Annotated in this window: 16 protein-coding genes; 1 reads left to right on the top strand and 15 read right to left on the bottom strand. The window is 63.1% G+C overall.

Translation table 11 applies throughout. The features are described from left to right. Window positions 1–192: 192 nt before the first annotated feature. Window positions 193–939 (bottom strand): Nif3-like dinuclear metal center hexameric protein, encoded by a 747-nt coding sequence (locus PQR42_RS30175; protein ID WP_408235039.1) that lies wholly within the window; start codon window positions 937–939, stop codon window positions 193–195. A gap of 19 nt (window positions 940–958) precedes the next feature. On the opposite strand from PQR42_RS30175, the gene PQR42_RS30170 reads away from it, so the two are divergent. Next, the gene (locus tag PQR42_RS30170) at window positions 959–2,179 is read left to right on the top strand and encodes a Do family serine endopeptidase (protein ID WP_132376755.1); all 1,221 of its coding nucleotides are present in this window, start codon (window positions 959–961) and stop codon (window positions 2,177–2,179) included. A 147-nt stretch (window positions 2,180–2,326) separates the two neighbouring features. Here the strand turns inward: PQR42_RS30170 and tatC are convergent, their stop codons facing one another. From tatC to hisD, 14 genes are all read right to left on the bottom strand, one after another. Next, entirely contained in the window at window positions 2,327–3,106 is a 780-nt protein-coding gene (gene tatC / locus PQR42_RS30165) for a twin-arginine translocase subunit TatC (protein ID WP_408215355.1), read from the bottom strand. A gap of 34 nt (window positions 3,107–3,140) precedes the next feature. Beyond that, a complete protein-coding gene (gene tatB, locus PQR42_RS30160) occupies window positions 3,141–3,668 on the bottom strand; it encodes a Sec-independent protein translocase protein TatB (RefSeq protein ID WP_408215352.1) in 528 nt (175 codons plus the stop codon). Window positions 3,669–3,707: 39 nt separating this feature from the next. Next, window positions 3,708–3,947, bottom strand: a complete 240-nt coding sequence (gene tatA, locus PQR42_RS30155) for a Sec-independent protein translocase subunit TatA (RefSeq protein WP_168795379.1) — start codon at window positions 3,945–3,947, stop codon at window positions 3,708–3,710. 227 nt (window positions 3,948–4,174) lie between these two features. Further along, on the bottom strand, window positions 4,175–4,540 hold the full coding sequence (locus tag PQR42_RS30150; RefSeq protein ID WP_342960584.1) for a histidine triad nucleotide-binding protein: 366 nt from the start codon (window positions 4,538–4,540) through the stop codon (window positions 4,175–4,177). Between the two features lie 81 nt (window positions 4,541–4,621). Then, window positions 4,622–5,017, bottom strand: coding sequence for a DUF4870 family protein (locus PQR42_RS30145; protein ID WP_408215348.1), 396 nt, complete (start codon window positions 5,015–5,017; stop codon window positions 4,622–4,624). Window positions 5,018–5,108: 91 nt separating this feature from the next. Further along, on the bottom strand, window positions 5,109–5,504 hold the full coding sequence (locus tag PQR42_RS30140) for a phosphoribosyl-ATP diphosphatase (protein ID WP_408215346.1): 396 nt from the start codon (window positions 5,502–5,504) through the stop codon (window positions 5,109–5,111). After that, window positions 5,501–5,911 carry a phosphoribosyl-AMP cyclohydrolase gene (hisI, locus tag PQR42_RS30135; protein ID WP_408215343.1) on the bottom strand — a complete coding sequence of 137 codons (411 nt, stop codon included), beginning with the start codon at window positions 5,909–5,911 and terminating at the stop codon, window positions 5,501–5,503. Before hisI ends, PQR42_RS30140 begins: the two co-directional genes overlap by 4 nt. Before the next feature lies 1 nt (window position 5,912). Continuing rightward, complete coding sequence (hisF, locus tag PQR42_RS30130; RefSeq protein ID WP_013589770.1) at window positions 5,913–6,686, bottom strand: imidazole glycerol phosphate synthase subunit HisF; 774 nt, start codon at window positions 6,684–6,686, stop codon at window positions 5,913–5,915. Window positions 6,687–6,901: 215 nt separating this feature from the next. Then, entirely contained in the window at window positions 6,902–7,654 is a 753-nt protein-coding gene (gene hisA / locus PQR42_RS30125; protein ID WP_042329166.1) for a 1-(5-phosphoribosyl)-5-[(5-phosphoribosylamino)methylideneamino]imidazole-4-carboxamide isomerase, read from the bottom strand. 214 nt (window positions 7,655–7,868) lie between these two features. Next, window positions 7,869–8,510, bottom strand: a complete 642-nt coding sequence (gene hisH, locus PQR42_RS30120) for an imidazole glycerol phosphate synthase subunit HisH (RefSeq protein ID WP_408215338.1) — start codon at window positions 8,508–8,510, stop codon at window positions 7,869–7,871. Beyond that, on the bottom strand, window positions 8,507–9,127 hold the full coding sequence (locus PQR42_RS30115; protein ID WP_408215335.1) for a MarC family protein: 621 nt from the start codon (window positions 9,125–9,127) through the stop codon (window positions 8,507–8,509). The genes hisH and PQR42_RS30115 overlap by 4 nt, the downstream gene beginning before the upstream one ends. An 88-nt stretch (window positions 9,128–9,215) precedes the next feature. Next, on the bottom strand, window positions 9,216–9,803 hold the full coding sequence (hisB, locus tag PQR42_RS30110) for an imidazoleglycerol-phosphate dehydratase HisB (protein ID WP_064267519.1): 588 nt from the start codon (window positions 9,801–9,803) through the stop codon (window positions 9,216–9,218). Between the two features lie 114 nt (window positions 9,804–9,917). After that, window positions 9,918–10,988, bottom strand: coding sequence for a histidinol-phosphate transaminase (gene hisC / locus PQR42_RS30105; RefSeq protein ID WP_408215331.1), 1,071 nt, complete (start codon window positions 10,986–10,988; stop codon window positions 9,918–9,920). Between the two features lie 180 nt (window positions 10,989–11,168). After that, a complete protein-coding gene (gene hisD / locus PQR42_RS30100; protein ID WP_408388743.1) occupies window positions 11,169–12,491 on the bottom strand; it encodes a histidinol dehydrogenase in 1,323 nt (440 codons plus the stop codon). Window positions 12,492–12,544: the final 53 nt, after the last annotated feature.

Genomic DNA, 12,544 nt, shown 5'->3' with positions numbered 1-12,544 from the left:
TCTTCTACCGCCGCTAGTTTGCGCGAATGGAGTCGCCATTTACAAGGGCCGATTGCCAAAAACCGTGCGAAGCCTTTGATAAATCAGGGTTTCTCCGTACGAATCGCAAACCTTTTTGCACCTCCTTTTAAGCGCCCTCTCCGTTATTCTTGCCTTTTTCTTCGCTAATGCGTTTTACGTCGATCTGGCGATTCAAACGGGATTAGGGATATCGATAAAGAGGTGCTCGATATCGAACTGCTCGGACAGATGCTTGCCCACCGCCTGCACGCCGAAGCGCTCGGTTGCATGATGGCCGGCCGCGAGAAAAGCCACGCCGCTTTCCGCCGATGTGTGCATCACCGACTCCGACACTTCGCCGGTCAGATAAACGTCGGCGCCCGCATTGATGGCCGCGTCGAACATGCCTTGCGCCGCGCCCGTGCACCAGCCCACGCGGCGCAGTTCGCGGTCCGCGTCACCGAATACGAGCGGCGTGCGGCCGAGCGTCTGCTCGACTTGCGCGGTGAAGTGCGCGAGCGTGATCGGCATTGGAAACGTGGCGAGCCAGCCGAGGTCGTTCTCGCCGAAGCGCGCGTCGCTGATCCAGCCCATCTTCGCGCCGATCTGCGCGTTGTTGCCGAACTCGGGATGGTCGTCGAGCGGCAGGTGATAGGCGAACAGGTTCAGGTCGTTGGCGATCAGCAGCTTCAGCCGTGCGTGTTTGCGGCCGGTGATCTGCGGCGCTTCGTTGCGCCAGAAATAGCCGTGATGGACCAGCACGGCGTCCGCGCCCCAGTCGAGCGCGGCCTCCAGGAAGGCCGCCGAAGCGGTCACGCCGGTCGCGAGCTTATTGATCTTGCGACGCCCTTCGACCTGCAGCCCATTGGGGCAATAGTCCTTGAAGCGCGCGGTTTCAAGGAGATTGTTCAAGTACAATTCAAGTTCGATCCGATCCATATAAACCTCTAGTCTTCAGATGCTTAGACGCTTTTGGCTGTTCTTTGCCCAAGCGGTGACCGTGCTGTTGGCGCTAATGTTCATCATTGCGACCCTCAAACCGCAGTGGCTCCAGCGTCAAGGGCAATTCGGCAAGCAACTCGCCGAACCGATCGTCGCCCTGCGGGAAGTAGCGCCAGGCATCGGCAGCGGCCCAGCTCAGGCGTCGTACGCGGACGCCGCGCAAAAGGCCATGCCCGCGGTCGTCAATGTGTTCTCCAGCAAGGATGGCTCACTGCCACCCGACCCACGCGCGAAAGATCCGCTGTTCCGCTACTTCTTCGGCGACAAGAACCGCAAGCAGCAGGAACAGCCCGCGTCCAATCTGGGCTCCGGCGTGATAGTGAGTTCGGAAGGTTACATTCTAACGAACCAGCACGTCGTGGACGGCGCCGATCAGATCGAAATCGCGCTGGCCGACGGCCGCACCACGAATGCGAAGGTGATCGGCGTCGATCCGGAAACGGACCTGGCGGTGCTCAAGGTCAACATGACCAACCTGCCCACCATCACGCTCGGCCGCATGGACCAGACGCGCGTTGGCGACGTGGTGCTCGCCATCGGCAATCCGTTCGGCGTCGGCCAGACGGTGACCATGGGCATTGTCAGCGCGCTAGGGCGTAATCACCTCGGCATCAACACGTTCGAAAACTTCATTCAGACCGACGCGGCCATCAACCCGGGCAACTCGGGTGGCGCGCTGGTCGACGTGAACGGCAACCTGCTCGGCATCAACACCGCGATCTATTCGCGCTCGGGCGGCTCGCTCGGCATCGGCTTCGCGATTCCTGTCTCGACGGCGAGGAGCGTGCTTGAGAGCATCATCACCACGGGTTCGGTCACGCGCGGCTGGATCGGCGTCGAACCGCAGGACGTCACGCCGGAGATCGCCGAATCGTTCGGACTGGATCAGAAGTCGGGCGCGATTGTCGCGGGCGTGCTGAAGAACGGTCCCGCGGACCGCGCGGGCATCAAGCCGGGCGACATTTTGATGAGCGTGAACGGACAGGAAATCACCGACACCACGCGCCTGCTGAATGTGATCGCGCAGATCAAACCGGGCACGGCCGCGAAGGTGCATCTCGTGCGTAAGAGCCGCGAGATGGATCTGGAAGTCACCATCGGCAAACGGCCGCCTCCGCCAAAGCAGCCGGCCGAGGACAACGGCGGCGGCGGCGATCAGGACGACGACGGCGGCTGACGTAGCGGAGGACGCAGAACAAAATCGCGACGGCAACGCCTCAGCGGCAACAGCAGGCACAAGCAACGCGCCGCGCATCAAGCAAAAAGGGCAGTCCATAACGGACTGCCCTTTTGTCTTTGCGTGAGTGGCCTAGGCGCTACGCCATCATTCCGACGGGCTCGCGTCTTCGATCACCACCGGCTGCTTGCCGACGATCAACCGCGCCGCGATGATCCCTGCCTCATACAGCACGATCAGCGGAATCGCGAGAATCAATTGCGAGAACACGTCCGGCGGCGTGACCACGGCCGAAATAACAAAGGCGCCGACGATCACATACGGACGAATCTCCTTGAGCTTCTTGAGCGTCACCACGTTCATGCGCACCAGCAGCACCACGACAATCGGCACTTCGAACGTCACGCCGAACGCGACGAACATGGTCAGCACGAAGCTCAGGTAATTGTCGATGTCCGTGGTCATCTCCGCGCCGAGCGGCGCGTTGTAGTGCGCCATCACGCGGAAGATGGTCGGAAACACCACGAAGTACGCGAACGCCATACCGCACAGGAACAGCGTGTAGCTGCTGCCCACCAGCGGCCCGACCAGTTTCTTCTCGTGCTGGTAAAGACCCGGCGCGACGAATGCCCAGATCTGATACAGCACGATCGGCAACGCGATCACGAAGGCCACCAGCATGGTCACCTTCATCGGCACGAAGAACGAGCCGGTGACGTCGGTGACGATCATCTTGCCGTCCTTCGGCAGGTTCTGCATCAAGGGCCGCGCGAGCAACCGGAAAATATCCGGCGCCCAGTACACGAGCCCGACGAACACCACCACGACGGCAAGGCCGGCGCGAATGATACGGTCGCGCAATTCAACGAGGTGGGAAATGAAGGTCTCTTCAGTGCCTTCGTCCTGGGTATGCTGGGGGTCGCTCACACCGGCCCTCGGTTAGAGATTGTCGTTCTGATCATCAGAAAAACCGCGTCGGGCGACGCATGCTGGCCGGCGTATGCCGCGCCACGCGCGCCGCACCCGACTGCACACGCGTGCGGCGCGTGGTCGCGCGCTTGTACCAAGTGGGCATGGCCGTCTGCTTGACGCGCCAGTTCTTGCGTTTGGACGCCGCAGCCGGCGTGCTGCTCGGCCACGAGCTGTTGCCTGTATTGCCGACGTCTTCGAGCGCGCCGCCGGCAATGCTCGGCGACACCGACGTGCCGCTGTTCCACGCGTCGTTCATTTCCGTCTCGTGCTTGCGCAGGTTGTCCTGAACGGAGGTTTGGACGTTGGTCGCGGCGGCCTCGAACTCGCTTTTCATCCGACGCAGTTCGTCGAGTTCGATTTCGCGCGTGACTTCGGCCTTCACGTCGTTGATATATCGCTGCGCGCGGCCGAACAACGCGCCAGCCGTGCGGGCGACGCGTGGCAGGCGCTCAGGCCCGAGTACGACCAGCGCGACGACGCCGATCAGCGCCATCTTGGTTAGACCGAGGTCCAGCATGAAGTGGAATGTCCGTCAGTAACGCGGTTAAGCCGCGGCTTAGCGGTAATCGCCCGAACGCGGCGTCTTTTCCTTTGCTTCCACGTCCACGGCGCCGTTGCGCGGCAGTTCGCGCTGCTGCGCTTCGCCTGCCGGCGTTTCGCCTTCCTTGATGCCTTCCTTGAAGCCCTTCACCGCGCCACCCAGATCGGTGCCGATATTGCGCAGCTTCTTCGTGCCGAACACGAGCGCCACGATCAACAACACGATCAGCCAATGCCAAATACTCAACGAACCCATGACTACTCTCCTTAACCCGACACCGCACCGTAGTGCGGCGAAACTCGTACGCCTTGCGGCATGAATCGAAGCGCGTACGCTTCATCTAAACATTACCGCGAGCCCTTCCGATTCGACTCGCGACACGGTATGTCATTGTGACCAGACGATCGCGTCGGCGTCGTTACAATGCGGCAAAAACAACGGCCGCGGTATTGTGTGTGACCAAAACTCGCCGCGCTGCCGCGTCAGCCCATGCGCTGCCAGGGGCGCGGTCCCGCGAGAATGTGTGCGTGCAGGTGATATACCTCTTGCCCGCCGCCCGGCCCGGTATTGATTACCGTGCGAAAACCCGTCTCGCCGCCGGTGTACGCCACGCCCAGTTGATCGGCCAGACGTGCCGCCAAAACTAGCATTCTACCAAGCAGCGGAGCATCGCCTTCGGTGCAGTTCGACAGCGTGGCGATGTGCTTGCGCGGAATGACCAGCACATGCGTCTCGGCGGCCGGCCGAATGTCGCGAAAGGCGACGAATTCGTCGTCTTCGTGGACTTTGGTCGACGGGATCGCGCCGGCGGCGATTTTGCAGAAAAGGCAGTTCGGGTCGTGGCTCATCGTATTCCTGACACAGTATGGCTGAAGCGCGAAGCGGACGCGGCGCGATTCATGTCAGGCCCGGCAACCGTCGGACGAAACTCAGAACCAGCCACGCGGATTCGCGAGCGGCTTGTTATCGTACAGATACAGCCAGCCCTTGATAATACGGTACAACATCCAGATGCTCACGGCCCACAGAACCGGAATGCCGATCACCACGAACAGCAGCACGCCGCCGATCGCGTAACCCAGCAAGGCCATCCAGAAGGAGCGGATCTGCCACTCGAAATGGGCTTCGTACGGCGTGCCCACCACGTCGGGCCGCTTCACGTAGTTGATGATGATCGCGATCAGGATCGTCAGGCCGCCCGTCAGCCAGTGGACCGCATACAGCGCGTACAGAACGTGGGTGAGCGTGCGCAGGCTGCGTTCGCGCTCTGGCTCGATAGCATTGCGATAGACCGGCGGCGGATAGCTGTCGTGCGACTGTTCCATGCTTGCGTCCTCCCAAGGATGCGTCAGGTGCGTTCAGTGCAATGTGGGCGCCGGTGCTGTCTACTTCAAGACTCGAGCGGACCAACGACGATCAGTCGCCGTTCTGCTCGCGGTCGCGGCTCTTGCGCAGCGCCTTTTCCTCGATGCCCGACATGCCTTCGCGGCGCTCCAGTTCGGCGAGCACGTCCGCCGGGCTCAGATCGAAATGCGACAGCATCACGAGGCAGTGAAACCACAGGTCCGCGACTTCGCCGACCAGTGCCTTCGGCGCGCCGCCGTGGCGCGCGTCCTTGGCGGCCAGCACGACTTCGGTGGCTTCTTCGCCGATCTTCTTCAGCACCGCGTCGTCGCCCTTGTGGAACAGGCGCGACACATATGAAACGTCCGGATCGCCGCCCTTGCGGCTGTCGATGATCGCCGCGAGGCGCAGCAGCGTGTCATTCGTGTTCGCGGGGTCGGACGACGTGGTTTGCGTGGATTGCGTCATTTGTAGATGTGTTCGGGGTCTTTCAGCACGGGATCGACGGCGACCCAGTCGCCATCGTCCACCGCGCCTTCGAATTTCTGGAAAAAGCACGAGTGACGGCCGGTGTGGCAGGCAATGCCCGACACCTGCTCCACTTTCAGCAGCACGACGTCTTCGTCGCAATCGAGCCGCACTTCGTGCACATGCTGCACGTGGCCCGACTCTTCGCCCTTGAACCACAGACGCTGACGCGAGCGCGAGAAATACACCGCGCGGTTCGTCTCAATGGTCTTCGCCAGCGCTTCGCGGTTCATCCATGCGAACATCAGCACGTCGTTCGTCGACGCTTCCTGTGCGATCACAGGCACGAGGCCGTTCGCGTCCCACTTGACCTTGTCGAGCCAATTGACTGCCGAGGGATTCACCACGTCACAACCTCACCGAAATGCCCTGATCGGCCATGAAGCGCTTGGCCTCGCCCACGGTGTGTTCGCCGTAGTGGAAGATGCTCGCGGCGAGTACTGCGTCCGCGTGGCCGCTCTTGATGCCGTCGGCCAGATGCTGCAGATTGCCCACGCCGCCCGAAGCGATCACCGGAATCGGCACCGCGTCCGACACCGCGCGCGTGAGCGCGAGGTCGAAGCCGCTCTTGGTGCCGTCGCGGTCCATGCTGGTGAGCAGGATTTCGCCGGCGCCGAGTTCGGCCATCTTGCGCGCCCATTCGACCGCCTCCAGCCCGGTGGCCTTGCGCCCGCCGTGCGTGAAGACTTCCCAGCGCGGCGGCTCGCCGTCCGCGGAGACGCGCTTCGCGTCGATCGCGACGACGATGCACTGCGAGCCGTATTTGTCCGTCGCGTCCTTCACGAGCTGCGGATTCGCCACCGCCGACGAGTTCATGCTGATCTTGTCCGCGCCCGCGTTCAGCAGGCGCCGCACGTCTTCGACGGCGCGCACGCCGCCGCCGACCGTCAGTGGAATGAACACTTGCGAGGCGACCGCTTCGATGATCGGCAGGATCAGATCGCGCTGATCCGAGGTCGCGGTGATGTCGAGGAAGGTGAGTTCGTCGGCGCCCTGATCGTCGTAACGGCGAGCGATTTCGACCGGGTCGCCCGCATCGCGCAGTTCGACGAAGTTGACGCCCTTGACCACGCGGCCAGCCGTGACGTCGAGACAGGGGATGATGCGTTTAGCTAGAGCCATGATCTTGCAATTTTGCCAATACCGCTGATGAGGCCGCTCGCCTGGGGCAAGCGGCGCAAGGTCGGCGCGGCCAGTCGTGCCGCCGGTGAGTCGCACGCAGGCGGCTTGAGACGCTATGCCGGCGCATAGCCGCGCTGCTCCAGCGCCGGTGATTCGCTCACCGCGACGCCGAAACACGAGGAAGCACGAGACGCGGGCGCCTTGTCTTCCCGGCCTTAAGCGTCGTCCGATTCGCGCAGCCGGTCCGCGAGGGTTTGCGCCGCCGCGAAGTCGAGATCGCCCGAGTAGATCGCCCGGCCGCAGATCACGCCTTCGATGCCTTCGTCTTCGACTTCGCACAGCGATTCGATATCGGCGAGGTTCGACAAGCCACCGCTCGCGATCACCGGAATCTTCACCGCGCGCGCGAGACGCACCGTCGCTTCGATGTTGATGCCCTGAAGCATGCCGTCGCGGCCGATGTCGGTGTAGATGATCGACTCGCAGCCGTAGTCCTCGAACTTGCGCGCGAGGTCGGCCACTTCGTGGCCGGTCAGCTTGCTCCAGCCGTCGGTGGCGACCTTGCCGTCTTTCGCATCCAGCCCGACGATGATATGGCCGCCGAACGCCGTGCAGGCATCCTGCAGGAAGCCGGGGTTCTTCACCGCCGCCGTGCCGATGATCACGTACGACAAACCGTCGTCCAGATAGCGCTCGATCGTATTCAGGTCGCGGATGCCGCCGCCCAGTTGAACGGGAATCTCGCCGCCGACTTCCTCGATGATCGCGCGAATCGCGTCTTCATTCTTCGGCTTGCCGGCAAACGCGCCATTCAGGTCGACGAGGTGCAGACGCCGGGCACCGCGATCGACCCAATGTCGGGCCATCGCCGCCGGTTCCTCGGAAAATATCGTCGCCTGGTCCATATCGCCCTGTTTGAGGCGTACACACTGACCGTCTTTCAGGTCGATGGCGGGAATCAGCAGCATAGCAATCGGGTGTTGTCTGGGAAGGGGTTGAAGGTCGGCGGCAGCGGCTGGTAGTTCAGCCCGCCGAGACGCCGTTTCGCTAGTTTAGTACAACTCTTTCGACGCCCTTGCACAGCGTCGTGGGGGAGCGAAATCGCGGTGGTGCAATTGCGGCGCGCGGCACACGTTCCGCTCGTGGCGGAGCGGCGCACGGCAACAGGATGAAGAAAGGCGCTCACGGGTTCCAGTGCACGAAGTTGCGATACACGCGCAGCCCCGCTTCGGCGCTCTTTTCCGGGTGGAATTGGGTCGCGAAGATGTTATCCCGCGCCACCGCCGAGGTAAAGGGCACACCGTACACCGTTTCGCCCGAAGTATGGGCGGCATTGTCCGGCACCACGTAGTAACTGTGCACGAAGTAGAAGAACGCGTTGTCCGCGACGCCATCCCACAGCGGATGCGGCTGCGCCTGGCGCACGCGGTTCCAGCCCATTTGCGGGACCTTGAAGCGCGAACCGTCGTCCTGCACCTGGCCTTCCAGGTCGAAGCGCAGCACTTTGCCGGGCAGCAGGCCCAAGCCGGGCGTGCCGCCCTCCGCGCTCCAGTCGAACAGCATCTGCTCGCCGACACATACGCCCATCAGCGGCTTGGTGCGCGACGCTTCAACCACCGCTTCCTGCAGGCCGGATTCGGCCAGACTGCGCATGCAGTCGGGCATCGCGCCCTGACCGGGCAGCACCACGCGGTCGGCCGCGCGAATCGCTTCCGGCCGGTCGACGATCGCCACGTCCGCTTCCGGCGCGGCTTTGCGCAGTGCCTGGGCCACCGAACGGAGGTTGCCCATTCCGTAATCCACAATCGCTATCGAAGTTTTCATTTCAAGTTAGGCAGCAATGCCTTCAATCCGTCGACGATGAATTCCACCGCCAGCGCCGATAACATCAAACCCATGAGCCGCGTGCCGATGTTGATACCCGTGCGACCGACCCAGCGGGCAATCGGTTCGGCAAGGCGCAGCGAAAAAAAACAGATCGCCGCCAACACCGCGCCGATGGCGACGAGGCTGATCCGGTCGTACCAATGCGCCGAGCCGGCCGCGTAGATGATCGTGGTGCTGATCGCACCCGGACCGGTCAACAGCGGAATCGCCAGCGGCACGACCGCGATGTTGTCCTTCTGCTCGGCTTCATGGCGCTCTTCCGGCGTCGAACGGCTGTTGCCGATCTGCGCGTTCAGCATGTTGATCGCCATCAGCAGCATGATGATCCCGCCGCCCACTTCGAGCGACCCAACCGAAATGCCGAAGAAGCTGATGATCTGCTGCCCGAGCAGCGTGGTCACCGCAATCACGCAGAACACCGAAATAGCCGCGATCCGGATGGTTCTACGCCGCTCGGCATCGCTCTGATTCGCCGTCAGGCTCATGAAGAACGGGATGGCGCCGACCGGGTTGATCAATGCCAGCAGCGAAATAAACGACTTCAGAATGTCCATCGCACACCGGGCGCGAGCGCAAGCGCGGGTCCCGGTCCTGGTAATTGAGTTGGCCAATGAGCCGGCCACTGAGCCGGCTGACGAGCGCTTAAAGGCTGCCCTTGGTCGACGGAATCTGTCCCGCCGCGCGTTCGTCCAGTTCGGTGGCCATGCGCAACGCACGCCCGAACGCCTTGAACACCGTTTCCATCTGATGATGAGCGTTCAGGCCGCGCAGGTTGTCGATATGCAGCGTGACGCCGGCGTGATTCACGAAGCCGCGGAAAAACTCGATGGACAGATCGACGTCGAACGTGCCGATGCGCGCGCGCGTGAACGGCACATGGAATTCGAGGCCCGGACGGCCAGAAAAATCGATCACGACGCGCGACAGCGCCTCGTCCAGCGGCACGTAGGAATGACCATAGCGACGGATGCCCTTGCGGTCGCCGATCGCTTTCGCGACGGCCTGGCCGAGCGTGATGCCGGTGTCTTCGACCGTGTGGTGGTCGTCGATATGCAGGTCGCCATGCGCTTCGATTTCGAGGTCGAACAATCCATGCCGCGCGATCTGGTCGAGCATGTGGTCCAGAAACGGCACGCCGGTGGCCAGCTTTTGCTGACCGGTGCCGTCCAGATTGATCTTCACACGGATCTGCGTTTCGCTGGTGTTGCGAACGACTTCCGCAAGGCGCATGGTAATTCCTCGAATCTAGCTAGAAAGCGATAGGTAGGTGGGATGGGAAAACGGCGGGCCACGCGCGCTTTCCGCAATATGGGAAAGCGCTTGCGCGGCCGTTCGGCACGCCGTTCAGTTCAGCACGAGTTTCAGTCCAGCGAGCAATTGGGCGTTTTCTTCCGGCGAACCGACGGTCAAACGCACGCAATTGGCCAGCAATGCATGCATTTTACTCACGTTTTTGATCAGAACCCGCGCCGTGAGTAGCGTTTCGAACAGAACGGACGCGTCGGGCACGCGCACCAGCAGGAAGTTGCCGGCACTCGGGAACACTTCGGCGCCCGGTAATTGGGACACCGCGTGCGCCAGTTTGGTCCGTTCGTCGCGCAATTGCGCGGCTTGCGAGTCGAGCACGTCGACGTGGTCGAGCAGGAAATCGGCGGCGGCTTGCGTGAGCACGTTGGTGTTGTACGGCGGCCGCACTTTGTCGAATTCGGTCAGCCAGGCCGGTTTGCCGACCAGGTAGCCGAGACGGATGCCGGCGAGGCCGAGCTTGGACACCGTGCGCATCACGACGACGTTGTCGAACGCGTCGGCGCGCGGCAGCCAGCTTTGCTGCGCGAACGGCTGGTAAGCCTCGTCGATCACCACGAGGCTCTTTTTTGCCGCGGCGATGATGCGCTCCATGTCGGCGTCGTCGTACAGCGTGCCGGTCGGGTTGTTCGGGTATGCCAGATAGATGATCGCCGGCTGGTGCTCGGCGATGGCGGCCAGCATCGCTTCGGTGTCGAGCGTGAAGTCCGCTTTCAGCGGCACGCCGATGAACTCGAGATTCGCCAGCTTCGCCGACATCTGATACATCACGAAACCCGGCACCGGCGCGAGCACCTTGGCGCCCGGCTGTGCGCACGCGACCGACACCATGCTGATGATTTCATCCGAACCGTTGCCGAGCAGCACGTCGCAGCCGGCCGGCACTTGCATCACACGCTTGATCTTCTCGATCAGCGCATCCGGACGCGGCGCCGGATAGCGGTTCAGCGCGACGCCGGCCAGGTGCTCGCCCAGATGCGCGGCCAGCACCGGCGGCAGCGTGAACGGATTTTCCATCGCGTCGAGCTTGATGTAGCCCGTGGCGTCCGGAACCGGATAGCTCGTCATCGCGAGCACGTCGCGGCGGATGATGTCTTGAGGTGTCGTCATAGGTCGGTGAAGCGGGCCCGCGAGGAGAACGCCGGCCCGGCGTCGGCGGCATGCGGGCCGCCCCAGGTTGGTCTGTGTTGTCTTTATTAAACGGAGAACCGCGCGCAATCCGTCGCCGGCGTTCGCGGGCACCGGCTCGATGCCCGCATGCCCGCGGCTTCAGCGCCGGATCGACCGCGCTCAGCCGGTTTGCCGCATCCGGTATTCGGCGCTGCGGGCATGCGCCTGCAGGCCTTCGCCGTAAGCGAGCTCGGCGGCGATCTCGCCGAGCGTCTGCGCGCCTTCCGCGCTGACCTCGATCACGCTTGAACGCTTAAAGAAATCATAGACGCCCAAAGGAGACGAGAACCGTGCGGTACGAGACGTAGGCAAAACGTGATTCGGCCCCGCGCAGTAGTCGCCGAGGCTTTCGCTGGTGTAGCGGCCGAGGAAGATCGCGCCGGCATGGCGGATCAGTTGGCCCCATTGATGCGGCTCCAGCGCGGAGATTTCGAGGTGTTCCGGGGCGATGTCGTTGGCGATCGCGCAGGCTTGCTCCATGTCGCGCACCTTGACCAGCGCGCCGCGGCCTTCCAGCGATGCCTGGATCACATCGCGGCGCGGCATGGTGGGCAGCAGTTCGTCGATCGCGTCTTTCACGCGGCCGATGAACGCGTCGTCCGGGCACAGCAGGATGGATTGCGCGAGCTCGTCGTGCTCGGCTTGCGAGAACAGGTCCATCGCGACCCAGCGCGGGTCCGTGGTGCCGTCGCACAACACGAGGATTTCCGACGGCCCGGCAATCATGTCGATGCCGACCGTGCCGAACACGCGACGCTTGGCCGACGCGACATACGCGTTACCCGGACCGCAGATCTTGTCGACCGCGGGAATGCTTGCCGTGCCGTACGCCAGCGCGCCGACCGCCTGCGCGCCGCCGATCGTGAACACGCGGTCTACGCCGCCCAGCAACGCGGCCGCGAGCACCAGCGGATTCTTCACACCGTCCGGCGTCGGCACGACCATGACGATTTCGCGCACGCCGGCCACTCGCGCCGGAATCGCGTTCATCAACACCGACGACGGATATGCCGCCTTGCCGCCCGGCACGTAGATACCCGCGCGATCCAGCGGCGTGACCTTCTGGCCGAGCACGGTGCCGTCGGCTTCCGTGTACTGCCAGCTGTGGCTGCCGCATTCGATCTTCTGCTTCTCGTGGTAACCGCGCACCCGCGCCGCCGCCGCTTCGAGCGCCGCACGGCGCTTCGGCTCGAGGCTTTCGAGCGCCGCTTCCAGTTCCGACATCGGCAATTCGAGTGCATCGACGCTCTTCGCCTCGACACGGTCGAAGCGCTTCGTGTACTCGAGCACCGCAGCGTCGCCGCGCGCCTTCACGTCGTTCAGAATCTGCGCGACCGAGCGCTCGATTGCTTCGTCTTCGCTCGCCTCGAACGCGAGCACCGCGTGCAGCGACTTCTGGAAGTCGGGAGCGGTGGAATCGAGTTTGCGAATCTTGATAGACATACGGGTATCCGTTTCGGTAAGGCGCGCTTTAGAACGTGGTCACACTGACACTA

This window comes from Paraburkholderia sediminicola (genome assembly GCF_046027355.1).
Classification (GTDB): Bacteria; Pseudomonadota; Gammaproteobacteria; order Burkholderiales; family Burkholderiaceae; genus Paraburkholderia; species Paraburkholderia sediminicola_B.
The sequence above is the reverse complement of the archived record's forward strand: the minus strand, read 5'-3'. Positions and strand labels throughout refer to the sequence as shown.